This window comes from Vibrio sp. 10N.286.51.C3 (assembly GCF_003050065.1).
Classification (GTDB): domain Bacteria; phylum Pseudomonadota; class Gammaproteobacteria; order Enterobacterales; family Vibrionaceae; genus Vibrio; species Vibrio crassostreae.
In genome coordinates this window covers 1-25,542 of record NZ_PIGC01000016.1, presented here as the reverse complement: position 1 = coordinate 25,542, position 25,542 = coordinate 1, and the positions used below count along the sequence as shown (strand labels likewise).

General features: G+C 43.6%; 20 protein-coding genes. 11 read left to right on the top strand and 9 right to left on the bottom strand.

What is annotated here, in order from left to right; genetic code table 11:
* Window positions 1-24 precede the first annotated feature (24 nt).
* Complete coding sequence (locus CWO27_RS16825) at window positions 25-717, bottom strand: MOSC domain-containing protein (RefSeq protein WP_102432749.1); 693 nt, start codon at window positions 715-717, stop codon at window positions 25-27.
* Window positions 718-853: 136 nt separating this feature from the next.
* On the opposite strand from CWO27_RS16825, the gene CWO27_RS16820 reads away from it, so the two are divergent.
* Window positions 854-1,666: an AraC family transcriptional regulator gene (locus CWO27_RS16820; protein WP_107899251.1), complete on the top strand. Its 813-nt coding sequence runs from the start codon at window positions 854-856 to the stop codon at window positions 1,664-1,666.
* A gap of 86 nt (window positions 1,667-1,752) precedes the next feature.
* Here the strand turns inward: CWO27_RS16820 and serC are convergent, their stop codons facing one another.
* On the bottom strand, window positions 1,753-2,847 hold the full coding sequence (serC, locus tag CWO27_RS16815; RefSeq protein WP_102478241.1) for a 3-phosphoserine/phosphohydroxythreonine transaminase: 1,095 nt from the start codon (window positions 2,845-2,847) through the stop codon (window positions 1,753-1,755).
* A 163-nt stretch (window positions 2,848-3,010) separates the two neighbouring features.
* Window positions 3,011-4,273 (bottom strand): DUF945 family protein, encoded by a 1,263-nt coding sequence (locus CWO27_RS16810; protein ID WP_048658405.1) that lies wholly within the window; start codon window positions 4,271-4,273, stop codon window positions 3,011-3,013.
* A gap of 183 nt (window positions 4,274-4,456) precedes the next feature.
* On the opposite strand from CWO27_RS16810, the gene CWO27_RS16805 reads away from it, so the two are divergent.
* The 3 genes from CWO27_RS16805 to CWO27_RS16795 all read left to right on the top strand — a co-directional run bounded on the left by CWO27_RS16805 (window position 4,457) and on the right by CWO27_RS16795 (window position 7,720).
* Window positions 4,457-6,400 (top strand): ATP-binding protein, encoded by a 1,944-nt coding sequence (locus CWO27_RS16805; RefSeq protein ID WP_102530233.1) that lies wholly within the window; start codon window positions 4,457-4,459, stop codon window positions 6,398-6,400.
* Window positions 6,393-6,890, top strand: coding sequence for a response regulator (locus CWO27_RS16800; protein WP_048664795.1), 498 nt, complete (start codon window positions 6,393-6,395; stop codon window positions 6,888-6,890). Before CWO27_RS16805 ends, CWO27_RS16800 begins: the two co-directional genes overlap by 8 nt.
* Before the next feature lie 287 nt (window positions 6,891-7,177).
* A complete protein-coding gene (locus CWO27_RS16795) occupies window positions 7,178-7,720 on the top strand; it encodes a hypothetical protein (protein WP_019822601.1) in 543 nt (180 codons plus the stop codon).
* Window positions 7,721-7,851: 131 nt separating this feature from the next.
* Here the strand turns inward: CWO27_RS16795 and CWO27_RS16790 are convergent, their stop codons facing one another.
* A complete protein-coding gene (locus CWO27_RS16790; protein WP_017060401.1) occupies window positions 7,852-8,433 on the bottom strand; it encodes a TfoX/Sxy family DNA transformation protein in 582 nt (193 codons plus the stop codon).
* A 358-nt stretch (window positions 8,434-8,791) separates the two neighbouring features.
* Between CWO27_RS16790 and CWO27_RS16785 the strand changes: the two genes are divergently transcribed.
* The 5 genes from CWO27_RS16785 to CWO27_RS16765 all read left to right on the top strand — a co-directional run bounded on the left by CWO27_RS16785 (window position 8,792) and on the right by CWO27_RS16765 (window position 14,351).
* Window positions 8,792-9,712, top strand: a complete 921-nt coding sequence (locus tag CWO27_RS16785; RefSeq protein WP_048609215.1) for an HDOD domain-containing protein — start codon at window positions 8,792-8,794, stop codon at window positions 9,710-9,712.
* A gap of 54 nt (window positions 9,713-9,766) precedes the next feature.
* A complete protein-coding gene (locus tag CWO27_RS16780) occupies window positions 9,767-10,672 on the top strand; it encodes a lysine exporter LysO family protein (RefSeq protein WP_107899250.1) in 906 nt (301 codons plus the stop codon).
* A gap of 174 nt (window positions 10,673-10,846) precedes the next feature.
* Window positions 10,847-11,374: a hypothetical protein gene (locus CWO27_RS16775; protein ID WP_107899249.1), complete on the top strand. Its 528-nt coding sequence runs from the start codon at window positions 10,847-10,849 to the stop codon at window positions 11,372-11,374.
* Between the two features lie 119 nt (window positions 11,375-11,493).
* Entirely contained in the window at window positions 11,494-13,137 is a 1,644-nt protein-coding gene (panP, locus tag CWO27_RS16770; protein WP_102480569.1) for a pyridoxal-dependent aspartate 1-decarboxylase PanP, read from the top strand.
* A 359-nt stretch (window positions 13,138-13,496) separates the two neighbouring features.
* Window positions 13,497-14,351: a MurR/RpiR family transcriptional regulator gene (locus CWO27_RS16765; RefSeq protein ID WP_004734686.1), complete on the top strand. Its 855-nt coding sequence runs from the start codon at window positions 13,497-13,499 to the stop codon at window positions 14,349-14,351.
* A gap of 128 nt (window positions 14,352-14,479) precedes the next feature.
* Here CWO27_RS16765 and CWO27_RS16760 read toward each other — a convergent pair whose 3' ends face one another.
* Window positions 14,480-15,769: an iron-containing alcohol dehydrogenase gene (locus tag CWO27_RS16760; protein ID WP_107899248.1), complete on the bottom strand. Its 1,290-nt coding sequence runs from the start codon at window positions 15,767-15,769 to the stop codon at window positions 14,480-14,482.
* A gap of 406 nt (window positions 15,770-16,175) precedes the next feature.
* Between CWO27_RS16760 and CWO27_RS16755 the strand changes: the two genes are divergently transcribed.
* Together CWO27_RS16755 and CWO27_RS16750 are read left to right on the top strand one after the other, a co-directional pair.
* Complete coding sequence (locus CWO27_RS16755) at window positions 16,176-16,439, top strand: GrxA family glutaredoxin (RefSeq protein WP_009847069.1); 264 nt, start codon at window positions 16,176-16,178, stop codon at window positions 16,437-16,439.
* A gap of 250 nt (window positions 16,440-16,689) precedes the next feature.
* Complete coding sequence (locus CWO27_RS16750; RefSeq protein ID WP_017630384.1) at window positions 16,690-18,372, top strand: aspartate:alanine antiporter; 1,683 nt, start codon at window positions 16,690-16,692, stop codon at window positions 18,370-18,372.
* Window positions 18,373-18,643: 271 nt separating this feature from the next.
* Here the strand turns inward: CWO27_RS16750 and fabV are convergent, their stop codons facing one another.
* The 4 genes from fabV to CWO27_RS16725 all read right to left on the bottom strand — a co-directional run.
* A complete protein-coding gene (gene fabV / locus CWO27_RS16745) occupies window positions 18,644-19,846 on the bottom strand; it encodes an enoyl-ACP reductase FabV (RefSeq protein WP_102480572.1) in 1,203 nt (400 codons plus the stop codon).
* 210 nt (window positions 19,847-20,056) lie between these two features.
* Complete coding sequence (locus tag CWO27_RS16740; RefSeq protein WP_107899247.1) at window positions 20,057-22,339, bottom strand: acyl-CoA dehydrogenase; 2,283 nt, start codon at window positions 22,337-22,339, stop codon at window positions 20,057-20,059.
* A 55-nt stretch (window positions 22,340-22,394) separates the two neighbouring features.
* Window positions 22,395-23,024, bottom strand: coding sequence for a TetR/AcrR family transcriptional regulator (locus CWO27_RS16735; RefSeq protein ID WP_017065403.1), 630 nt, complete (start codon window positions 23,022-23,024; stop codon window positions 22,395-22,397).
* A 447-nt stretch (window positions 23,025-23,471) separates the two neighbouring features.
* A partial coding sequence (locus tag CWO27_RS16725) for a VCBS domain-containing protein (protein WP_107899246.1) occupies window positions 23,472-25,542 on the bottom strand: 2,071 nt, incomplete at its 5' end.

Here is a 25,542-nt window from a genome sequence, read left to right as displayed (position 1 = left end):
TTTGTTATTTTTTATCATCTAAGTTTATGCTGCTGTTGGCCCAACCAATCGCATTTCCCAATCTTCAACTTCACCCGTTTCTAGGCGTCGTTCAACCAACTTGCCCCAAGATTCTACGAGTGGCAGTTCAGCCATCTGGCTCAGTTCTTCTCGATCCAGGCTTCCCGTAAAAACGGCACTCATAATGCGCGCGAGCGACCAGTCTGGGTATGGTCTTTCACACAGAGTAATATCGTCGCCTTCACCAATGTCACCTTCCTCTAATACACGGAAGTACCAACCCGTTCGAAGCGTGTCTTGCAACCTTCTCGCCATGTCATTTTGGTCGAATCGTACGTTAAGCTTCCAACAAGGCATGCGTCCCTGTGAGACTTCCAACAATGTTGAGCCGATACGAATCTTATCTTTCAAGCAAATCGATTCTTCGGTTATGCCCATTGAGCTAATGTTCTCACCAAAGGCGCCTGCAGATTGGAAGATCGCTTTGTCGCCCAGTTCTTGTTTCCAAATTGGGTAGTGCTCACTTGGATAGATATGAAGCGCTTTTTGAATGCCACCATGAAAGCGAGGGTCGCCTTGTTCATCATTTGTGAAACCTAGCTCTGTGGCGTGCTGACGCTCTGAGAAAACCTGCTTATCAATGGCACTTTTTGCTCCATGTGCAAAAGTTACGGTCTTACCTGCCAAGACACTGTTTACTACGCCTAACTTCTTCATATCCCTTCCTTCTTATTGGACACTTTCTTACTGAGCTGCGTGAGATAAAACGACATCGCACTCGACTTCATTCACTATGCCAAGCATGATAGCCTAGTCCCGAAACGTCAGAATAGGGGCATAAAGACACTTAACCATGCTAACCCGCCAAATAGATTCTCACTCCGGAATCATCACCTCAAATGAGATGATGGTCGCTAATCCTAATTCACCAGCGTTAGTGAAGACCATCGATATGCCCAAGGGCTACGTCGATACAATGCACAAACATACGTGGCATCAAGTGATCTTCCCACTCAAAGGCCTATTGCAAACGAAAACCGAGCACTACCAGCATCTTGTGCCCCATACTTCTGCTTTGTTTGTGCCTGCAGGGATTCAACATGAATCTATCGCATTGAGCCATACGACGTTTGTCGGTATTTACCTTAATCCAGCCTTTGGTATTAAGTATGAGCCTCATGTGCGAACCATTACCCTGACGCCGTTTTTGAATGAGTTATTGCAGGAAATTCGCAGACAATGCGAAGGATTAGTGAGTGATGAAGAGGTATCGCGATTGCTCTCGGTATTGCACGATCAGATCATGAAAGACAACGTTCAGACCTATCAATTGTTGCTACCCGAAGACCGACGTTTGAAGCTGATATTCGAAGCGCTGACAGACACACCAAGATTAGATTATTCGCTAAAAGATTGGGGAGAAAAAGTCGGCGCATCGGAGCGAACGTTATCGCGCTTGTTCTCAAAAGAGTTCAACACGTCATTTCAGTTGTGGAGACAACAAATCCGACTGATTTATTCGTTATCTTTGCTTGATGAAGAGCTCTCGATCCAACGTATTGCTGACCAAGTTGGCTATCAAAACGACTCGTCTTACATTAAAGCCTTCAAGGCGTCTTTTGATGTAACGCCACAACAGTTTCGTTTTAATGGCCGAAGAAGGTAATTAGGTCTCTATATTTTCACCTTCTATGGGAAACAAAAAGAGGAGCCTAAGCTCCTCTTTTCATTGGTAAACATCGAACTCGCTTATTAAGCGTATTTCTCTTCGAAGTCTTTCATAAAGCTAACCAGTGCTTGAACGCCTTCCAAAGACATTGCGTTGTAAAGTGAAGCTCTCATTCCACCTACTGCTCTATGGCCTTTTAGTGATTTCAGACCTGCAGCATCAGCCAACTCTAAAAACTTACCATCTAACTCAGGTTTCACCAGTTGGAACGGCACGTTCATTCTAGAACGGTTTGCAGTGTGAACATCGTTTTTGTAGAAAGCTGAACTATCGATGGCGCCGTAAAGCAACGCTGCTTTCTCTTTATTCACCAATTCCATCGCTTCAACGCCACCTTGAGCTTTCAGCCACTTGAACACAAGGCCTGATAGGTACCAAGCGTACGTTGGCGGTGTGTTGAACATTGAGTCTTTTTCAGCAAGTACTTTGTAGTTGAGAATACTCGGCAACACATCGTTTGCGAGTTCAAGTAGGTCATCGCGCACGATGGCAATACAGATACCAGCCGGGCCGATATTCTTTTGCGCACCCGCATAGATAACACCGTACTGAGACACATCAATCTTACGAGACAGAATGTTAGATGACATATCCGCTACGATTGGCTTATCTGTTTGAGGAAGCTCGCTGATTTCAATGCCATCGATGGTTTCGTTTGGACAGAAATGTACATACGCTGCTTCTGGGTCAATTTTCCAATCTTTAGCCGGAACAACAGCCGCTTTGCCATCAACTGACGTCTTCGCGTTGAATACATCAATTTCGCAATATTTGCTCGCTTCAGTCACTGCGCTTTCTGCCCAGTAACCCGCATCGATGTAAGTCGCTTTTGTTGCGTCACCTAAAAGGTTTAGAGGAACAGCTGCGAATTGAGCACGAGCGCCCCCCTGACAAAAAAGAACTTTGTAGTTGTCTGGGATGTTCAGAAGATCACGTAAGTCCTGTTCGGACTCGTCAGCAACTTGAATAAATTCCTTACTGCGATGGCTGATTTCCATCACGGAAGTCCCTAAACCATTCCAATCAATGAAGTCCGCTTGAGCTTGTTTCATTACTGGTTTAGGCAGCGCAGCTGGGCCTGCACTGAAGTTGAATACGTTATCTAATGTAAGTTCCATGGGGATGATTGCTCCTGCTAAATAATAACTATGCAAGTAATACCATGTTTTACCCAACATAAAAACAACAAAAGAGGTCTTAAGACCTCTTTTGTTTTGTACCGTATAAAATGTTTAAGCTTAACCTGCTAAATCACCCTATCAGTATTCAAGCTTGCTCTGTTTATTGAACAAAAACCGGCATAAGTAGAGCGATTAATGGAATTTCTTGTCCATTTTCGAACACTAGGTTTCCATTTTCTAAGTCAGCGCTGATTTCATAACCACTTTCTGTTTCCTTGATCATTTCCATCACAAGCAATTCATCGATTCCTTCACGGATGAATGGGTACTCTTCAACAAGCTCATTTGAGAAGCTAGAGTGAACGTTGCCCGTTAATGCAGGCATGATCATCGAAGGGTTGCTGCTGATATTTTCTGTCCCTTCCGGTACGCTCACCAACCACTTAGATTCGAATTGGCCCTTACCCAGTTCTAGCGACATGTTGTTCATTGAAAGGTCAAAGCCTTTAGCAAACAGGATATCGATAAATGGAATGATCTCTGCGACGTCTTCTTGCGTCAACACTGGATTAGTTTGGTAAATCTCAAAGACTTTCTCGAACGATTCGCTATCGAGTTTCGATATTTCAAAATCAACGTTTAAGTTGTTCAACTGACCTTCATTAGTCTCGATATTTGCGATATCCAATTTGAGATTGCTGCGCAGACGCTTAGTCGCTTCATCTAGGTGCGATTCAAAATCGTACTTAGAGTTTTCAATGGTCATGAAAGGCTGCATTGCAGAATCTGAAACCAAGAAGCTATCGATAGTAAAATTCTGGGTTCCTAACCAGTAGCCTTTCGCTTGTTGGCCTGAACCTACACCTTTCAAGTTAGACAGCGTTACCTCTTCACCGGTTTCGAAATCAATTTGAACAGAAGGAATAGAAAGCTCGTAATCAACCTGCCCTAAAACAGTAGCATGGCCAGAAAGATTCGATTTAGTGATAGATACCGAAGTACCATTCTCATCAGAGCCTTGATGATTGAACTGGCTTAACTCGAAGTTGAAATCCGTGTTGCCGTTCAGCTCAGTGCTAGTCGTCAGAGTTAGAGGCAGAATATCGGTATTTTCAAACGTCGACAGAGCATTTAGGCTCACCAAGCCATGGCTAACCGCACTATTAATAACAAACTCACTCGGCAGCCCATCAATCGCAAGTTGCTCTTTCAGGTTTTCATCCGTCACAGTTACACGAGTGGTTACGTTGGAAGAGAGGTAACCTCTATCGTATTCCACGATCTCAGCTTGAATGCTTGAATTGTTAAGCTTTGCAACGCCATCAGTAATCGCATTTTGTCCAATCTGCCCTACCGCTAACGGCCAACAAAGCGCCAATGAGATTGCTCCGCCAATTGCACCAATTTTTCTTAACTGTTCCATGAGTTCTCTTTCTACACGAGTCTATTTTTTTTAGTCTAACCCATCAGTAGCAAACAAGAAACATTGAGTTAAATCAGTCTATTGCTCGATACTTCGATTGCCTCAACAAATTAACGGTTAGCTCTCATCCTTATTCAGCGGTTCTTGCTAGGCTAGAAGCGTCGCTACTATTAAGGTTAAGCTGTGAATCAATACGCTGTTATCTGTTTGGACAATAATCCGGTTAGCATTGAAAGAATACGTTCGGAGCTGGCTCCGTTGGCTTCTGTATTCGATATTTATACTGCCGAGAACATAGAAGACGCACATCACGCATTAGAAGATATCCATGATCACCACCAAACTGTTGCCTTGGTGATCACTCATCATCATTCTCAATTTAATGGTGTGCAATTTCTAATTGAACTTGAACAGCTGCCCCATAGTAATACCGCAAGAACGATATTAGTCAGCGCTTCGTCAGACATTCAATCCATTCTAACCGCAGTGAATGAAGGTCGACTCAATCACTGCCTAACCAAACCAGTTCAAGATCAGGTTCTATTCAAGTCAGCGCAAAAAGAGCTAACGTCTTTTGTCATTCAATACGACTCAGAAAACCTACTCTCTTACAGTGATGCATTGGATCAACAGCGCTTACTCAGAGCACACATCGAGCAAAAGATTCATTCGTTCCAGTCTGGTTTCATTCATGATTACCATCAGCTTTCTGATAATGCTCTTGCCGAGCGTGTCGTCAATGCATTGCAGGAGGTATTCTCTAAAGATGACAAATCCAAGGCCATTCGAGATTACTCGCCAGAACACTTACTAACGGTTGAAGGTGAAGACAATCGCTTCCTATGGTTAATCATTGAAGGTGAAGTGGCACTCTACAAAAAGGATGAATTGGGGCAACAAAGAGAGGTAGTGCGTCACTCTAAAGGAAACATTGTTGGTGGGATGTCATTCGTAACAGGCGAGCCTTCATTCTCTACTGGTATCACTCTTACCCAAACGCGAGTGATTAAGCTGGATAAGGACAGTTTTGCGCAGGTAATGCATTCCAACAATACCTTGCTGCCGCTATTCACCAATCTACTGCTCCGTCATTTCAATCGACGTTTGCAACGTAGCATCACCAATAAGATCAAACTTCAGCAAACACTCGAGTCACTGGAATCAGCCCACCAGCAATTGATCGAAAAAGAAAAGATGGCGATGTTAGGTCAGCTGGTAGCTGGCGTTGCTCACGAACTGAATAATCCGATTGCAGCTATATTGCGTAGTATTGAAACTCTATCTGAACACCTAGACCAGATACTTGAGAACTCGTCACTCCCTGAATCAAACAAAGGGACTGACGTATTAGCGCATTCAAAACTAGCGAAGCCGCTATCCACGGCACAAGAAAGACAGCTGGTAAAACACCTTACATCGACCATCGATGATCGTGCTCTGGCCAAAAAAGCGGTGAGGCTCAACCTAAGCCAAGACGCTGCGGTTTTAGATACCTTAAAAGACTCCCCTGTCGCAGGCAAAGAGCTGCTCAATGACTTAGAGCATTACCATTATGTGGGGAACTCTATCCGCTCAATTCAAGTGTGCAGCAAGCGTATTGCCGATATGGTCAAAAGCCTAAAAAGCTATGCCCGAGAAGATGAAGAAGTTCGCCACTACACAGATATCCACGAAGGGCTTGAAGATACTTTAGTGATCTTTGAAAACAGACTCAAACATCACCAACTCGAGAAGCATTACGACACCAACTTACCGCCTTTATTGTGCCAGTCACTCTCTCTGCAACAAGTGTGGACCAATCTTCTTTCCAATGCGCTCGATGCCCTTTCTGAACGAGGCAAAGTGTCCATTACTACCTCTCAACATACAAAAGGTGACGACACGTTTCTTGTGGTGCAAATCTCCGATACTGGCCACGGCATTGCCAAAGAAGACATCAACACCATTTTCAACCCAAATTTCACGACCAAAAAAGAAGGTAACTTTGGTTTAGGGATTGGGCTATCCATTTCTCAACAAATCGTTTCGGCTCATCAAGGATTTATTTTGGTGGAGTCAGAGGTAGGCAGTCATACAAACATGCAAGTGTGGCTTCCATTCAAACAAGAAGGAGCACCTCATGAATAAGTACCTAATTTTATGTGTCGATGATGAACCTGAAGTTCTCAATAGTGTCCTTCAGGACTTGGCGATATTTGAAGAGAACTTTCTGGTTGAAGGTGCTGAATCGGTCGATGAAGCCATGCAAGTAATCAAAGAAATGGGACAAGATGGTATTAAGCTCGCGTTAATCTTGTGCGACCACATCATGCCAGAAAAAACCGGCATCGATTTTCTGATCGAACTCAACCAACACGACGCGACCAAGCCAACGCGTAAACTGCTACTCACAGGGCAAGCTGGGCTTGAAGATACCGTCACGGCCATTAACAACGCTGCACTTGATTTCTATATTTCAAAACCTTGGCAAGGCGACCAACTGAGAGACACGATTACTCAACAATTGACTGACTATGTCATTGCCAACGACAAACAATTGCTTAACTGGACTTCCATCTTAGATACCGAGCGTATACTGACTTCCATGGCGGATAAACGCACCAGTTTTGGTGAATAACACTAATTGCTGAATAGATACTGAGAAAAGCGGCATCCGATATAAGAACCGTCCGAAAACATACAAATTTTGGATAATTCGTTCATCTATTTTTCTCATTCGCTCTAAAACATGAGATCTCCGTTACAGACTGATCCTTAATTTGCTTGTTTTTTAACTAAATGAGTAAGGTTTTACATTTTAAAGGATTACTTTTCCGTGAGTTAGATTAAACTGTCTCAATGTTTATGGTTTGCCGATTTGTCTCAAACCAAAGGAATTAACACTAATATAGGTTTACGGTCGTTATGCGCAAAATTCTACTTACTACCGCTATGCTATTGGCTTCTGGTCAAGCACTAGCTGTTGATGAACAACCACAGGTAATGAGCAACTTTAACTATGATTACTTTGAAGCACGCATCGGTGCTAGCCCAGTAACATTTGGTGGTGCGTTCAGTAAGTCAATTCACCCGAACGCTCATGCTGTAGCACGTATCGATTCAGAATTTGAAGGCGATTACGACTCAGCTGTAGGTCTTGGTTTCCACGCTCCACTAAACAACTGGGCAGACCTAACAGGTGAAATGCTAGCTCGTATCGTTCAGCCAGAGAACTCAAGCTCTACTGATATCGGTATGGAAATCAACGTTGGTGTTCGCCAATGGCTTGGTCCACAACTAGAAGTTGGTGGTAAAGGTGGTTACGTTTCTATCGATGACAACGATGATTGGACAGGTTCTGTTTACGCGCGTTTCCACTCTACAGAGCTTTTCTCTCTAGGTGCTGAAGCTCGTATTAACGACTTCTACGGTGACCAACTTATGTTCACTGCTCGTTTCAAGTACTAGTACTTAACGTTAAAGCCCGAACAGATAAGCTCTTAGCCTCTCAAACTTGCTAAGACAAAAACAAAAAAACCGAGGACATTCCTCGGTTTTTATTTATTAACAGTAATCTTAAGCATATAAGGCAAACTTCTTTAGTGGCAGCTCTTTAGTAATTGCTGCTTGCGTGGCTCTTGTAATAGTTTCCAGTGAATACCATCAATTGCACCCGCAAATTTCCAAAGTAGTTTTAGGTCAACATCGTTTCCGTACGCTTCGCGAACCTTATTAAACACTTCAGGCGCGCCCAACTGCATAAACATTGAAACATCATCCACACCCGCCTTTTTAACCATGCGTTCTAACGTAAGTTGCATGTTTGGTAGATCTCTTAATCTGCGGCTAGCTGATGATTTCTTGAAGCTACGTTGCTGAATTGAGTTATCGATTGAAGTACGAATAATACTATCCAATTCAGGATGTTCACATGTAAACAGATCCGTAATATCGTAGTAATTTACGGTAGCTGTTGTCTGTTTTTTTACATGACGATACTTTTCACAATCAAGATCGGTCAGTTTTTTATCTAATGATTTTCCACCTCTAATGAATAAACAACCTTCACTCAATAAAGCGAACATAGCGTCATTTTGAAAGAGGCCAATACCTCCGAACATAGAACGTTTTTGATGCTCACCAAATTGATTCACGTAATTAATAAATGCTGTCTCGGTCATATCCGTTGATCCTTAATCAAATTACCCCGATTAGGTTGATCACCAGACAAGCAGCTTGTTATGCGAAAAATTTTAAATCTATTTTGTTATTCTATAGGTGAATATTATGGTTTTGTTTTCCACCTTTAAATAAATCATACTTCGAAAAGAAAAATAAGTCTGGACATAGTTCACATCAATCAATTGAGTATTCTGGTTTTTCATGATTGACGTCACAGTAAACTATCAAACCATGCTTGAATTTGGACACCTAGTGATACACCGGTTCAAATTATTAAAGGTTATGTGGACGGATGAGTATTGCCTCGCAGCATCGTGGCTTGTAAAATGGCAGGACATACATGTTTTTACTTTTTATATGAATCATTTATCGTTTTTCTGGCTACCACAAAATAAGACTCTTCTCTTAAAGGGTCTAGAATCAGAGTTTGCCCAACTTGTTGGCCATTCTATCTCAGCGGGAAAAATAACACTTCCTCCTATCCCTAACGTTGTACTGAAAATTCAAAAGCTCTGTACCCTTGAGTCAACCGGGATTGCCGAAGTTGCCGAGTGCCTACTCGAAGATCCAGGCCTCACTGCTATCGTCATTCGTGTGGCTAACTCTGTCGTCTTTAACCGACGCAATATTACTTGTGTTGATATCATGACAGCCGTGTCCCGCCTTGGCATATTAAGAGTTCGTGACATCGTGACAGCTCAAGCCATAGAGCAACTCAAACATTCAGTGAACCTAAGCAGAGAATGTAATGAGTTATTGGTTAATAGCGCTTCTGTATCCAAAGAGCTGGGCGCCACTATGGTATTGGTTACCAACGGCTTCAAAGAGCTCTCCCCTATTGAATACCGCTACCTTGAACATGAAAAATCACTGCTTGTTGGATTGCTGGCAGATATTGGCTTGTTCTGTTTGGTTAGCGAATACCACCTCTACCTCGAAAATGGCAATTACCTAGACCACGACATTGCTCTACAAATCTTCCAAGGCCAATGTTCTGCTACCAGTAAATTGGTGCTTAATCGTTGGGGCTTCGACAGCGACTTTATTGATGTGTGCAGCAATACCATCAATAACCTCGAACAACGTGAAGTGTCTTACTTAGATATCGCTCGAATCGCTAACCACCTACTGATGTTCAGAAACAAGGATGAGAATATCGATGAACACGAAGTTGAACTTAATGTGACAGGTGCAGAGGTGCTCTATAAATTAAGCAACTTGAGCAAACATGATTTTAATGCAAAGCTAAGCGACGTGATCAATACTAGCGGCTTCTAAGTCACTGTTAAGTGACAAGTAAATGTAATATGAAGTAAATGCAATGGGGAAAGCATGTTTACAGGGATGATCTTTATATTTGCGCCACTCGTCGTGGGGTATCTTTTTTCTATTTCGAACGCTCAGACGCTAGAATTCATCAACCGCTCGACATCGCGGTTGATCTACGTGATTCTGGCGTTAATGGGACTCAGCTTAGCCGCTCTCGATAACTTAGGCAGTAATCTACAGACAATTCTTCTTTACACCGCCACTTTCTTCGTCTGTTTAAGCGTTTGTAACCTGATGGCGCTGCCCGCTATTGATAAGTTACTGCCACTCAAGACTGACAGCAGTAACAAGAAGCTTCCCCTTTCTTCTATGGCAATGGAATCTGCCAAGCTGATCCTAGTGGTGGGTTCAGGCCTTATCGCTGGCTTAGTACTGCCTATTGGCCTCGATTGGGTTGATACCGCAAGCGAATGGATTCTGTTTGTTCTTCTCTTCTTTATCGGTATTCAACTGCGTAATAGCGGGCTGACACTTCGTCAGATCCTGCTCAACAAACACGGCATGGTTATCGCAATCACGATCATCACGACCTCAATGTTAGGCGGTGTTATCGCTGCTTACATCCTTGATATCCCTCTTTTCAAAGCCCTAGCTATGTCTTCTGGATTTGGCTGGTACTCGCTGGCAGGTATCTTGATGGGTGACGCCTTTGGCCCTGTCTATGGCGGCGCATCGTTCATGCTTGAGCTATTAAGAGAGTTGGTTGCTTTGGTACTGATTCCAGTGCTGATCCGCAGCTATCCATGTACCTCTATTGGTTATGCTGGTGCTACTGCGATGGACTTCACCTTACCGGTTATTCAAACAACAGGCGGCGTTCGATGTGTGCCTATCGCTATCGTCAGTGGCTTTATCCTAAGCTTGTTTGTTCCGATATTGATGTTGTTCTTTGTATCTCTTGCTAACTAGATCGCAGGAATAGCGTTTGTTTTAGATTAGAATGCAACTCGAATACCAATGCCCAAGACACCGATACAGTTACCGAAATAAAAAGACACTAAGTGTCATTGCTCAACAAATAATGATCACGGCAATCTGTAACGACAAAGTTATAAAAAGAATAAACTTACAAAAGGAACCACTATGAAACGCCTTTGCGTCGCATTACTGCTAGCTTCAACTTCTACCTTCTCTTTTGCAGCAGATTCAATGTCTGAGACAAACCAATGCCAAGCAAAAAAATATGATGCGTACATTGATGCATCTTTGAATTGGTATGCCGACCTTGCTGCATTAACCTCTGAACAATATCCAGAGCTAACAGTAGTCAGTGAGTGGTTCCTAGAAGGCCGTAAACACCACTTTGAGCTTAACCGTGCAGCGGTAAACTACTACCTAGTGAACGATTCAAGTAAAGTAGCAACTGAACAACCGGTGGAAGCTTGGCTGCAACTTGAGCAACACGACATTAAAACGTTATCAACACGTGATGATGAGCTTGGAAAAATCGCGAAAACAACGTTCGACGACCGCCAATCAACGCCTCATTCTCAAAACTACGAGCTACGTTCTGCGTTTGCAGAGCTGCTTAGCCACCCTAAGCAAATCGACACAGCGCTGCAGCGTTACAACCAGTCGATTAGTAAACTTGAAGCGATTAAGTGTAAATAACCCTTGGTTTAATGCGCTTTTATGAGAAGTTGGATTTCATAATTAAGACGGGACATTGTTCCCGTTTTCGTTTAGATTGTCCCGCTCGCGTCAATATAAAAAAAAATAACTCGCTTGCTATGGTTACGGAACAAAAAACAGCAGATGTTAGCTTCGACAGTCTTTTACGTATCTTCACGGTACCGGAAGGCCCAGATTCAACACTCACTCAAATTGAAGACAAACTTTCACGAAACCTGAATCAATTCTTACGTGAACACATTGTGGCTGAAGAAAAGCCACTGCGTGAAATTGAGAAAGATTTTTCAAATGCTCATATCCCAGAGCAGCCTGAGTTTGTTTCTGAACATACTGAGCATCTCCTCGATTCTCTCGTGTCTCATTCGGTTCATACGTCTTCGCCAAGTTTTATTGGTCACATGACGTCTGCCCTGCCGTACTTTCTGATGCCGCTTTCTAAGATCATGATTGCGTTGAATCAGAATCTAGTAAAAATCGAGACTTCCAAAGCTTTCACTCCCTTAGAACGTCAAGTTCTGGGCATGTTACATCGCCTGATTTATCAAGATAGCGACCAGTTTTATTCTCGTTGGATGCACAGTGCAAACCACTCATTAGGTGCGTTTTGTTCTGGTGGTACCATTGCGAACATTACCGCGCTGTGGGTTGCACGCAACAATGCCCTAAAAGCCCAAGGTTCGTTCAAAGGTGTAGAAAAAGAGGGCTTGTTTAAAGCCATGAAGCACTACGACTACGAAGGCCTAGCCATCTTAGTCTCTGAACGTGGTCACTACTCTTTGAAAAAAGCCGCAGATGTCCTTGGCATTGGTCAAGAAGGTCTAGTGTCTGTTAAAACGGATAACGACAACCGCATTTGCACTGACGATCTAAGACTCAAAATCGAGCAGCTTAAGCAGAACAAGATTAAGCCTTTCGCCGTGATCGGTGTGGCTGGTACAACCGAAACCGGTAATATCGACCCGTTAAGGGACATTGCAAAGGTGTGTGCCGAAACAGATTGTCATTTCCACGTTGATGCAGCTTGGGGCGGTGCGACCTTGATGTCTAACAATCACCGTCACCTACTTGATGGTATTGAGCTAGCCGATTCAGTCACCATTGACGCACACAAACAGCTTTATATCCCTATGGGTGCGGGCATGGTTCTGTTTAAGAAGCCAGATGCGATGACAGCGATTGAACATCACGCTCAATACATACTTCGTAAAGGCTCAAAAGATTTAGGCAGTCATACGCTTGAAGGCTCTCGTTCAGGCATGGCAATGCTGGTTTACGCCGCAATGCACATCATTAGCCGTCCAGGCTATGAACTACTGATCGATCAGAGCATCAACAAAGCGCGCTACTTCGCCGACCTAATTAAAGATCAGAGCGACTTCGAACTGGTTTCTGAACCTGAGCTTTGCCTACTGACCTATCGCTACGTTCCTGAAGCTGTAAAGGCAGCATTGCTTAAGGCTGATCCTGAACAACGCGTAGAGCTAAATGAACTTCTTAACGAACTCACTAAGTTTATTCAGAAAAAACAGCGTGAAACGGGTAAGTCGTTCGTATCTCGTACTCGCTTAAACCCTGAAGCGTGGGCACATCAGCCAATCATCGTTTTCCGCGTGGTGTTAGCAAACCCACTAACGGGCAATGATATTCTCTCTTCAGTGCTTGAAGAACAGCGTGAGATCTCTAAACTAGCACCTAACTTGATGGGCAAAATCACCAAACTGGTTACGCAAATCAACGCATAGTCATTCAATTTTAGTTGCATCAAATTGAAAATTTCTTTCTTTTTGATGTAACTAAGCTGTCAGTTCATACTCAATTTGCATTCTTTTTGCTCAAACCCTCTTCCAGTTCTGTAGTTTTCTAAAATTTTGTTGAGGTTTGTCATATTCTTAAGCATTCATGCCGTGTTTTTGTATTAGTAAATAGTATGTTGGGTTTATACTGACTCTATGGTGCTAGTTAGCTTGATATCTATTTGATGCAGCAGTATTTACGATACCCAATCTAAGTTTGGTTTTGTACTTATTGATATTTGTTTCAGCCATACCCCCTGGTAAAAGATATTAACTAGCAAGTTGTTCTCTATACCCTTGTGAACACTATGAATACATTAGAAAAAATACAAAAAAACCTGGAAAATTTCAGCAAGTCTGAGCGTAAGGTAGCCGAAGTAATCATGGCTTCCCCTCAAACTGCAATTCATTCTAGCATTGCTACCTTAGCTAAAATGGCTGACGTGAGTGAGCCTACAGTTAACCGCTTCTGTCGTCGTTTAGACACAAAGGGCTTTCCTGACTTCAAACTTCACCTAGCTCAAAGCTTGGCGAACGGTACACCTTACGTGAACCGTAATGTTGAAGAAGATGATGGTCCGGATGCTTATACGCATAAGATTTTCGAATCAACTATGGCATGTCTAGACGTTGCAAAAAACAGTCTAGATGCGATGCAAGTGAACCGAGCGGTTGACTTGCTGACTCAAGCAAAACGCATTTCATTCTTCGGACTGGGTGCCTCTTCTGCTGTCGCCAAAGACGCTCAAAACAAGTTTATTCGTTTTAATATCCCAATCACGTGTTTCGAAGACATCGTGATGCAACGAATGAGCTGCATTAACTGCAGTGATAATGACGTTATTGTTCTTATCTCTCACACTGGTCGCACTAAGAGCCAAGTAGAGATTGCAAACCTAGCGCGTGAAAACGGCGCAACGGTTATCGCTATCACAGCAAAAGACTCTCCATTAGATAAAGCAAGTTCGCTTTCTATCTCATTGGATGTACCGGAAGACACAGACGTTTATATGCCAATGGCAAGCCGAGTTGTTCAAATGACGGTGATTGATGTGTTAGCGACAGGCTTTACACTGCGTCGTGGTTCTGGTTTCAGAGAGAACCTAAAGCGTGTTAAAGAGTCTCTTCGTGATTCACGTTACGAGAAATACTCTCAGTTCTAACCTTCTAGGGTTCGAACAAAGAGCCCTTAGGATACGAACCAAAATATAGCTATTAAAAAACGGAGCCTAGTGCTCCGTTTTTGTTTGTCTGTTTTAAATGCTTTATGCAGCGAACAGGTCGAAAGCCGTTAAATAGTCCAACTGTTGCCTTTCTCTACCACGCTGTTCTCGGACGCATAAGAGTTGATAATGGTAAAGCTAGACTCCACTGCAGATTCTTCAAATTGGTTTATTGAAGCCGCCTCATGCTCCCCTTCTCCACAACTGCACTCCTCGCAAACCTGTTTCAGAATATGCACTAACCTCTCTTGGTTTAACGGCAAAGGGTTTCCTTTGATAGCCACTGACTTGAGCGCATCGGCAGAAACCTCATCAAACTGAGCTTCACAGACGCCAAATTCCTGCAAATTGGGTAACTTAAGCGTATCCAGCACTTCAGATAACCAAGAAATCGCCTCTTCTTCTTTTGCTTCGGAGTTACCTATCACTATCTGAGCGATTTGCTGATAACGCGCTAAGATGTCTAATCTTTTCTCTTCTCTCGCAACCGCAATATTTTCCAGCATCACGAACGGGGCTAAGCGCGCGGTAATCACACTGTGAGGCGCTGAAATCTTGCCTCCTAATGCAGAAGCCAAACCATGGGCAGCACCAAGCTTGGCGTTTGTTATCGCCATACCACCAAGCATAGAAGCAAAAGCAAGATCAGAACGTGCTTGAGGCTCGTCATAAACACACGCCCGAACCACAGAACTACTCAACTTGCGCAGCCCTTCTTCACAGATCATATCGGTTAACGGGTTGGGTTCACCACACACGTAGGCTTCCATTAGATGAGTAAATGCATCCATCGCACCTCGTCCAGATAGATACAGATTAGTTCCATGAGTTAGGGTTGGGTCGACAATCGCAACGTCAGCCAGCATGTCTGGGTTTCTAAGGCTTACTTTCACTTGGTCTTGCCCTGATTTCAGCACCGCGTTTTTAGTGACCTCCGCGCCGCTGCTCGCAGTGGTTGGAATAGCAATAAATGGCAGAGGTTTAGTTTTAAGAGGTACATTACGCCCGACGACTTCAACATAGTCGTATAAATTGCCTTGATTAGGTAAAACCGCAGCTAACGCTTTTCCCATATCGATGGCACTGCCTCCACCCATCGCGACTACCATATCTGGCTTAAATCGACGGGCAGAAATAGCGGCCTCTTCGACCATTTTAATATTAGGTTCTCCGGAAACGGCAATGTGTTGATAACGCATACTCTGCGCATCGAGATAGTCAGTAACAACTGAAGTGCGCTCTAATGTATTGCCTGTAACCAATAGCACGCTATAGCCGTATTGATTAAAGAGAGACAATGAAGCGGAAAGTGCTCCATCACCAAAGATGATCTTTGTAGATGTCATAAATTGAAACATGGTGCCTCCTGCGCCTATGACTGAACAAAACTGCGAACTCTTGGTTGTTGGAATTTAGTCTTTGTATCGTGCATCAGTATTAAGATGCCTCGTTCTGTATGAGCTTTTTTTGACGAGGTGCAACTTGTCGCATTAAAGATGGATTAAAGTCGTATTCTTAGGGGTAATTCACACTCTTAAATTAAGGGTAATCAATCTAGATACCTATCAGAAATCAACATGGATCCTTTTTGTGACCATTATTTGCTCTGATAGACAAAACCTATTGTATTAAGAGGTAATTCCATCTTTATTTCCCCATGGCATTGAGGCATAGTTGGTTTTAAGAAATTTTGAGTGGCATTCACTAAAGAATAGTTAACATAATCGAGTTAACGAGCCTCATCCCGTATTTAGGAGAAATTAAATGTTTGTAGTTATTTTTGGTCGCCCTGCTTGCCCATTCTGTGTTCGTGCAAAAGAGCATGCTGAAACTCTTAAAGCTAAACGCGATGACTTCAACTACCGTTACGTTGACATCCACGCTGAAGGCATCAGCAAAGCTGACCTAGAAAAGACTGTTGGTAAGCCTGTAGACACAGTGCCACAAATCTTCATCGACCAAGACCACATCGGCGGCTGCACAGAATTTGAAGCATACGCAAAAGAAAACCTAGGTCTTTTCGACTAAGCTAGGATTTCTCACAAGAGAATCGAGGCTAAGACCTTAAACAACTGACCAATTTATGCGTTGGACTGTACGATTTATAGAAAGCCCGCTCATTGTAGCGGGCTTTTTTTATGACCAGTTTTCATACGGAATAAGAATAAGGTCAAAATCAAGTAAATTAGCAAAATATCGCTTATAATTTATTTATATTTAGATACAATTCACCTCTCAAACTTACCCTGTGTTTCACGCCAATTATTGAGCGACCACTGTGAATATCGACGTTGTTTTTCTGTTAGAACAAAACCCCATTCTCCTCATCTTTGTTGTTTTATCGATTGGATTAGCCATTGGTAAAATTCGTTTCGGTAGTCTCCAACTCGGCAATTCAATCGGTGTTCTGATTACTTCCCTCGTTATGGGACATCTTGGCTTCTCTTTTAATGCAGATGCACTCACCATTGGCTTCATGCTGTTTATTTACTGTGTTGGAATTGAAGCGGGTCCAAACTTCTTCGGTATCTTCTTCAGAGACGGTAAGCACTACCTCATTCTGAGCCTTGTGGTACTTTCTACAGCGATTGCCCTAACCTATTTCAGTAGTCATTACCTTGGTTTAGGCTTTGGCTTGTCTGCCGGCATGATGGCGGGTGCGCTTACAGCAACCCCAATTTTGGTAGGCGCACAAGACGCGCTCAACTCAGGCTTAGCAGAAGTACCAAGAAATATGGATTTGAGCCTGATTATCGAAAACCTATCGGTGGGTTACGCGATGGCTTACTTGGTTGGCTTAATCAGCATGATCATGTTCGCTCGCCTGATTCCAAAGCTGCAAAAAGTAAACCTGCACGACTCAGCTGAACAGATTGCTCAAGAACGCGGTTTAGGTGCTTCTGGTCAACGTAAGGTTTACCTTCCTATCATTCGTGCTTATCGTGTGGGACCAGAGCTTATCTCTTGGACTGACGGTAAGAACCTGCGTGAATTGGGTATCTATCGCCAAACAGGTTGTTACATCGAGCGTATTCGTCGTAATGGTATTCTTGCCCACCCAGATGGTGATGCTATTCTGCAAGAAGGCGATGAGATCGCATTGGTTGGTTTCCCAGATAGCCACGCTCGTCTAGACCCAAGCTTCCGTAACGGGAAAGAGGTTTTCGACCGTAACTTACTCGATCTACGCATAGTGGAAGAAGAGATTGTCGTTAAAAGTGACAGTATCGCAGGTAAACGCCTTTCAGACTTAAACCTGTCTGAGTACGGCTGTTTTCTTAACCGCGTAGTACGTGCTCAGATTGAAATGCCGATGGACTTAAACATTGTGCTTTCTAAAGGTGATGTACTGCAAGTGAGTGGCGAAAAGAGCCGTGTCCACGGCCTAGCAGAAAAAATTGGTTTCATCTCAATTCACAGTCAAATGGCAGATTTGATGGCCTTCTGTAGCTTCTTCATTCTGGGTATTTTGTTTGGTTTGATCACCATGACATTCGGTCAGGTTTCATTTGGACTAGGTAACGCAGTTGGCCTGCTTCTATCGGGTATCATGCTGGGCTTCTTACGAGCAAACCACCCTACTTTCGGTTATGTACCTCAGGGTGCGTTGAATATGGTCAAAGACCTCGGCTTGATGTTCTTTATGGTCGGTATCGGATTAAGCGCCGGTGGTAAGATATTCGAGCACTTAACCCAAGTCGGCCCTCAGGTCATTGGTATTGCTCTCGTAGTGAGTGTGCTGCCTGTATTCTTCGCTTACTTGGTTGGTGCTTATGTTTTGAAGATGAACCGAGCGCTGCTGTTTGGTGCAATCATTGGTGCGCGAACCTGTGCTCCAGCAATGGACATCGTAAACGACCACGCTCGCTCAACCATTCCAGCACTAGGTTATGCGGGTACTTACGCGATAGCCAATATATTGATGACCCTAGCAGGTACTTTCATCATCATAATTAGCTAGCGCCTACTGCATTAAAAGCAGCCAAGCTTAGATATTTCGAATGCACTAATTCATCTTTGGATTAGTGCATTTTTTGTTAGTTCTTCTCTTCCGCTTGCTCTTAAATCTCTTCGAAACCGATACTCGCTTCTCGTATCCCGTATCCGCTCTTCAAACTCTTCGAATACCGCCACTCATATCCTGCATCTGCTCTTAATTTCTTCACTCAAATAACAGACAAAAAAATAGGCGCTCAATGAGCGCCTATTTCGTTTTGATTCGATTGTTTGAATTAGATGTCAGCTACATCAAATTCAACAGCTGGGTTAACGTCAGCTTCGTAATCAACGCCTTCAACACCGAAACCGAACAGCTTCAAGAACTCTTCTTTGTACTCTACGTAGTCAGTCAGTTCTTTTAGGTTCTCAGTTGTGATTTGAGGCCATAGGTTACGACAATGCTCTTGAATGTCGTCACGAAGTTCTAGGTCGTCTAGACGTAGACGGTTCACTTCATCGACTTCTGCTGCGCTGCCATCTTCTTTGTATAGACGTTGGCTGAACATACGGAAGATCTGTTCCATACAACCTTCATGAATACCTTCTTCACGCATCTTCTTGAACACCATAGCGATGTAAAGAGGCATAACAGGGATTGCAGAGCTTGCTTGAGTCACAACAGACTTAAGAACAGCAACGTTTGCAGTACCGCCAGTTTGACCTAGTTTCTCGTTAAGCGCTGACGCTGCACGGTCTAGATCCATCTTAGCTTTACCTAACGCGCCATCCCAGTAGATTGGCCACGTTAGCTCTGTACCGATGTAGCTGTAAGCAACTGTCTTACAACCATCAGCTAGAACACCGGCTTCAGATAGAGCGTTGATCCAAAGTTCCCAATCTTCACCGCCCATTACAGTAACAGTGTCTTTGATCTCTTCTTCAGATGCAGGCTCAACACTTGCTTCGATGATCATGTCTTTGTTTGTATCAACAGCTGTTGATGTGTACGTTTCACCGATAGGTTTCAGAGCTGAACGAATAACTTCGCCAGTCTCTGGCATTTTACGCACTGGAGACGCCAGTGAGTACACAACCATATCGATTTGACCTAGATCTTCTTTGATCAGGTCAATCGTTTTCTGTTTCGCTTCGTTAGAGAAAGCATCGCCGTTCAGGCTTTTTGAATACAGGCCTTCTTCTTTAGCTAGCTTGTCGAACGCTGCTGAGTTGTAAAAACCAGCTGTGCCCGGCTTTTTCTCAGTACCGGCTTTCTCGAAGAAAACACCGATAGTTGAAGCGCCGCCACCAAATGCAGCCGCAATACGTGAAGACAAGCCGTAGCCACTTGAAGAGCCAACAACTAGTACACGTTTAGGTGCGTTTGCGATTGGGCCTTGAGCTTTTGTGTAAGCAATTTGTTCTTTTACATTAGCTTCACAACCGACTGGATGTGTTGTAGTACAGATGAATCCGCGAATTCGAGGTTTGATGATCATATTCAACTTCCTTAAAAAATCAGGTTAAGGATAAAAGTTTCGTACGCAAATGGCATCTAATTTCTGTAAAAATGTGGTGAAAATGCAAGTGGTTGGAGCACTGAGCGAATATTTGCTGACTAAGTCACCATTTGTTAACGCGTCTATTGCGACTTCTACGACAAAAACAAAAAAAGGCACCTTATTAGGTGCCTTTTGTCATTTCTTTATCTAAGCAACGCTATTTAGCTTAGGTTTTAACTCTTTTCGCGTCAAAGTTTCGCTGAAGTCATGACTGAAGTGATCAACTTGAATCGCTGCGTAGCGTAGTTTGTCTGCTGCAATGATTTGGTCAACTTCGTCTTGAGTAAGAACATCTGCCGCCAGAGCTTGAGCAAGTTTATCTTGCAATAAGCCTTTACGAGCTACTTTGCCCTCTTTCACTGCTTTGAAGATCTTACGTTCAAGAGGCTTAATGCTGTACATCGCATTGAACGCATTCTCCATTAGGCCAACGCTATCATCTTCTTCTTTACCGATGTAGCAAAGGTGAGTCAGACGTTCACGGTGTGCACCCGGAGTCATCAAGCTTTCCGCCAGTTGTACCGTTAGGTTGTCACTTGGTTTTTCAAAGTGGTTACCTACAGGGAACACTAGACCTTTAAGTACTTTACCAACCATCTTGTTCGGGAAATTTCTGTACGCTTCTTGTAGCGATTTCGCCGCGTTATGGAAACAGTGTTGAACCGCGTAGTGTACGTAGTCTAGGTCAGCTTGTTGACGACCTTCGTCTTCATACTTTTTAAGTGCAGCAGAAGCCATGTAAAGGTAACTTAGACCATCACCTAAACGTGCAGAGATAAGCTCTTTACGTTTCAGTTCGCCACCTAGCGTCAGCATTGCGAAATCCGCACTTACTGCAAGCGCACGGCTCAAACGAGTCAGGTCTTGGTAGTACGGCTTTGTTGGACCGCTCATATCGGCTTTAATGAACTTAGAGCCAGTCAGTGCTGCGCCAAACGCGCCGAACGTGTTCTTAGTCGCGTGACCAATATGCTTGAACAACAAATTATCGAAGTCCTTCGCACCTTGCTTCTCGTCTGGGTTTGCAGCCGCTTCCATCTCGCTTAGTACGTATGGGTGACAGCGTGTCGCACCTTGCCCGAAGATCATCAGGTTACGAGTTAAGATGTTCGCACCTTCTACTGTGATAGCAACTGGAATACCTAGGTAAGGCGCAGCCAAGTAGTTCATTGGACCATCTTGAATTGCACGACCTGAGTGGATATCCATTGAGTCATTCAGAATAGTACGCGCCATCTCTGTCATATGATATTTCGCGATAGCCGTTACGATACCCGGCTTCTCCTTCATATCAAGTGAAGTAGTTGTCAGTGTACGAGTTGCTTCTAGTAGATATGTTAAGCCACCAATACGGCCTAAACTCTCTGCAACACCTTCAAATTTACCAATCGACATGCCGAACTGCTTACGAACATAAGCATACGCGCCAGTTGTTTTCGCAGTTAGGTGACCCATCGCTGTACCTAGGGCTGGTAGTGAAATACCACGACCTGCAGACAGACACTCCACCAGCATACGCCAGCCTTTACCTGCGTAATCTGCACCGCCAATTAGCCATTCCATAGGGATGAATACATCATGACCGCGTGTCGGACCATTCATGAATGCAAGGCCAAGTGGATCATGACGCTCACCAATCACAACACCTTCGTGGTCAGCAGGGATTAGCGCACAAGTGATGCCGATGTCTTCTTTGTCGCCAAGTAGTTTCTCAGGATCGTGCAGTTTGAAAGCCAAACCAAGTACCGTCGCCACTGGCGCTAGCGTGATGTAACGCTTGTTCCAGTTCAGCTTAATACCTAGCGTCTCTTTACCTTCATGAATACCCATACATACTGTACCAACATCAGGAATACCGCCTGCATCAGAACCCGCTTCTGGGCCTGTAAGTGCGAAACATGGGATATCGGTACCGTCAGCAAGACGAGGTAGCCAGTAGTCTTTTTGATCTTGAGTTCCGTAGTGAGAAAGCAGCTCACCAGGACCAAGAGAGTTTGGAACCATTACTGAAACCGCAGTACTGATACTACGCGTCGCAATCTTAGTTACGATAGTTGAGTTAGCGTGTGCTGAGAATTCACGACCGCCGTACTCTTTCGCAATAATAAGAGAAAAGAAACGCTCTTTACGTAAGAAGTTCCACACTTCTTCAGGAAGGTCTCGGTCTTCTTTTACAATTTGGTGGTCATCAAGCATAGCCAGCAAAGTTTCAAGCTCATTATCCATGAACGATTGCTCTTCTGCTGTCAGCTGAGGTTTAGGGTATTGGTGCAGCTTAGTGAAATCTGGTTTGCCAGAAAACAGCTCTCCGTCCCACCACACGCTACCTGCTTCCATCGCTTCTTTCTCGGTGCTAGATAGTGGTGGTAGTACTTTTTTAAAGAGTTTAAAAGCTGGGTCACTTACCCATTTTTGTCTTAGAGAGCTCATAGTTCAGATCCTTTTGTTCACTATATTGGTTGTGAATGTTTCGCTTTTTATTGTTTTATTCTTCTGCTGACATGCCAGCGGCTAAATATGGAATAAGAATATCGACCACTGCCTTAGCATCTATCTTTCTGTCATAGTCATTCTCTGCAATTTCTACCAGAGCCTGACTTGATGCCATGGTGAATACACAAGTCCCTAGGGTGAAGTGTAATCGCCAAAATAACTGTTCTTGAGTGAGGTTCGGATTCGCCTTCATTACTGACGTTGTAAACAAAGAAAGTACTTCGCTATAACGGGTAGTAATGAACCAACGCAAGTGTCCTTGCACATCCGTATAGCCTCTGCCGATAAGTAACATGAACCGGCTTGTACCATTTGGCCTAACATCATTAAGTGCTCTTAGTGGCTGTCTCAAAGACTCAAACACGTCACTCATAGAATACGTTTCGTTCAAGTTTAAGTTCACTAATGCATCTTGCAGTGCTGGCATAAATGCTTCTAAGTAACGATTGAGTACCGCACGAACCAGAGTCTTCTTATCGCCAAAGTGATAGTTCACTGAAGCTAAGTTGACATTCGCTTTACTCGTAATCGTGCGTAAAGAGGTGTCATTAAAACCGTGCTCAGCAAATAAGCCTTCAGCCACATCTAAGATTTTGTCTTTGGTTGTACTTCTTGGTGCCATTTCAATCACTCGTATTAAACAACTGTTTGAAATATACGCTTAGTACATTTATTTAACAAGCAAGCAACATCACATTTTCACAAATTGGTCGTACCAGTTAGTAAAACTCAGCACTAACCGATTGAATCGCTGTGTGTTTACAAAAAAAGAAAAAAATAATGAATTTTCTTGGAACTGAAATGGAAATGGAGGGTCATAAATTAGGTAGAAAACAGCGTATTTAGAAGTTTAACAGGCCGTCAAACTTGTTCTTCTCACTGCTTTCTTAATTACTGCATTTTCCTTATTAACTCCTATACTTGTATCCGCCCAAACCACGTTGGTTTGGGCTTTTTTTTGTGTGTTATTCCGATACCTTTTCTTTGGCTGGTATTCGATACAAAAAAAGCCCCCGAAAAATCGAGGGCTTTGCTTACATTGAGTGCTAGAACCTTTCACTTTATCTAATTAAGCTGCGTCATTTTTTATCAGCTCTCCCAGCACTGCTAGGTCATTACCTAGGTCAACCGAACCACCCAGTTCAGTCGCAATCCCCTCAACAACGATAGTTTGAACATCATCCCCTCCATTGATTAGAATGGACAACGCGATATCTTCTCCGTCGACAGAGACCTCTATCGCATCAAGTAACTCTGCCATTTGAGTCTCGTCTTGAGGATCTTCGACCAAATCATTGAGATCAATCAGGTCCCCAGAACCAGCAGTATAAAGCTCGAAATCTTTAATAATATCAGTACCGTTGTCGAGCGCGGAGTCTAGCCAAGTGAAGATATTATCTCCGCTATCTCCAATCAGCAGATCGTTACCTGACTGTGCATACAAGGGTTCATTACTCGCCGCGCTAACAACGTTATATTGCTGCGGATCTTCGATATCTATAGTGACCGTCTCTACCGTGCTTTCTGCACCATTAGAATCGACCGCGACATAATCAAACTGCGGGTCTTCGGTTACTGCCTCGTTACCTTGGACATAGCGTAACTCCCAACTGCCCCCTGTCGATGACAGCTCCATCCCAACAATCGGGTTGTCTGGTGAAGAATAACTAAAATCATACAGAATTTGGCTATTCCCCGTATCCCCTGGATCTTTTTGATATTGCTCCGTCTGAGTCGTGCCATCAGCAAAGGTATAGAGCACTTCAACATAAACATTACTATCAGTGTTAAATGAACCACCCAAACCATCTAAACCAAAATCAACAACCTCTAATGGATTATTAGTAAAGTCGAGGACCAAGGTCTCCTGGCTGTTCATACCTCTACCATCAGTATCACCAATACCAAAACCAACATGAGATTGTTCGCCTTGATACTGTTTCAACGGTTTATCATTGTTATCTTCGATCGTTACTGTAATCGTATTACCGTTATCTAGCGTAATAAGTCTCTCTGTTGGTGAAACTTCTTCCCCCCAATTATAGAAACCATCAACAAGATCTGGCATATCCTCAGGATCACCACTGAAGCCCATTTCAAACATCTCTCCAGGTCCAGCAACAAAACTGATATTGTTCGGAACAAACAACACACCGTTATCAACATCAGACTGAACGATTTCTCTCGTGACGCCATTTTCGTCGGTATACAAAAGGCTGCCGTTGGTTGGCAAGCTTTCTATCCTAATATTAAGTGGAATGTCATCATGGTCATCTTCTATATCTGAGATGTAATCAGGCATACCACCATCTTCAGAATCGAAAAGGATTGGTATGACTGCGTCCTCATCATTGACGACCGTAAAGCTCGTCGCTTCAGGTGCATCATTGACACCATTGATTGTTATCTCGATAACATGTTCAACACCATCGATAGCGGTTACGACATATCGCTCTATAACTACGTCATCATCGTTCAAGTATTGAACCGCATCGTTATCAACGACATAACTCCATGCCCCCTCCGGAGTAATCGTTAACATACCCAGAGCAAGAGCATAAGTAGACCCAATCGGGGTAAACACACCATTAGGTTTAAAGGCTGGCATGTCACTCGTGTCGACATCAGTAATCGTTAAAGTACCTGACGCTGAAAGTTCGTTGGTATCAGGATCAACATCGACATCTTCCGTCACCTCACCCATATCAGAGTCACCTTCACCAACGGTGATCTCAGACGGATCATCGGCACCGTTAATGGTGATGGTCACTTCACTGGTGGTTCCGTCTATCGCAGTAACCGTGTAAACCTCGGTAACGAGCTCATCGTCATCAAGATATTGCACATCATCGTTGTCTACGACATACGTCCATGCTCCATCATCGGTTATGGTCAACATACCCAATGCGGTCTCATTGGTTGAGCCTTCTGGATTAAACGTACCATTGGGTTGAAAAGCAGCGACATCGTTAGCATCTACATCGGTTATTGTCAGTGTTCCCGTCGCCATAAAGTCATTACTCTCAGGATCAACATCGACATCTTCCGTCACCTCACCCATGTCAGAATCACCTTCACCAACGGTTATCTCAGACGGATCATCGGCACCGTTGATGGTGATGGTCACTTCACTTGTGGTT

Excerpts from the sequence above, each read along its gene's own strand:
- CWO27_RS16825 (WP_102432749.1), bottom strand. The coding sequence starts at position 717 with ATGAAGAAGTTAGGCGTAGTAAACAGTGTCTTGGCAGGTAAGACCGTA.
- CWO27_RS16820 (WP_107899251.1), top strand. The coding sequence starts at position 854 with ATGCTAACCCGCCAAATAGATTCTCACTCCGGAATCATCACCTCAAAT.
- serC (WP_102478241.1), bottom strand. The coding sequence starts at position 2,847 with ATGGAACTTACATTAGATAACGTATTCAACTTCAGTGCAGGCCCAGCT.
- CWO27_RS16810 (WP_048658405.1), bottom strand. The coding sequence starts at position 4,273 with ATGGAACAGTTAAGAAAAATTGGTGCAATTGGCGGAGCAATCTCATTG.
- CWO27_RS16800 (WP_048664795.1), top strand. The coding sequence starts at position 6,393 with ATGAATAAGTACCTAATTTTATGTGTCGATGATGAACCTGAAGTTCTC.
- CWO27_RS16795 (WP_019822601.1), top strand. The coding sequence starts at position 7,178 with ATGCGCAAAATTCTACTTACTACCGCTATGCTATTGGCTTCTGGTCAA.
- CWO27_RS16790 (WP_017060401.1), bottom strand. The coding sequence starts at position 8,433 with ATGACCGAGACAGCATTTATTAATTACGTGAATCAATTTGGTGAGCAT.
- CWO27_RS16785 (WP_048609215.1), top strand. The coding sequence starts at position 8,792 with ATGAATCATTTATCGTTTTTCTGGCTACCACAAAATAAGACTCTTCTC.
- CWO27_RS16780 (WP_107899250.1), top strand. The coding sequence starts at position 9,767 with ATGTTTACAGGGATGATCTTTATATTTGCGCCACTCGTCGTGGGGTAT.
- CWO27_RS16775 (WP_107899249.1), top strand. The coding sequence starts at position 10,847 with ATGAAACGCCTTTGCGTCGCATTACTGCTAGCTTCAACTTCTACCTTC.
- panP (WP_102480569.1), top strand. The coding sequence starts at position 11,494 with ATGGTTACGGAACAAAAAACAGCAGATGTTAGCTTCGACAGTCTTTTA.
- CWO27_RS16765 (WP_004734686.1), top strand. The coding sequence starts at position 13,497 with ATGAATACATTAGAAAAAATACAAAAAAACCTGGAAAATTTCAGCAAG.
- CWO27_RS16760 (WP_107899248.1), bottom strand. The coding sequence starts at position 15,769 with ATGTTTCAATTTATGACATCTACAAAGATCATCTTTGGTGATGGAGCA.
- CWO27_RS16755 (WP_009847069.1), top strand. The coding sequence starts at position 16,176 with ATGTTTGTAGTTATTTTTGGTCGCCCTGCTTGCCCATTCTGTGTTCGT.
- fabV (WP_102480572.1), bottom strand. The coding sequence starts at position 19,846 with ATGATCATCAAACCTCGAATTCGCGGATTCATCTGTACTACAACACAT.
- CWO27_RS16740 (WP_107899247.1), bottom strand. The coding sequence starts at position 22,339 with ATGAGCTCTCTAAGACAAAAATGGGTAAGTGACCCAGCTTTTAAACTC.
- CWO27_RS16735 (WP_017065403.1), bottom strand. The coding sequence starts at position 23,024 with ATGGCACCAAGAAGTACAACCAAAGACAAAATCTTAGATGTGGCTGAA.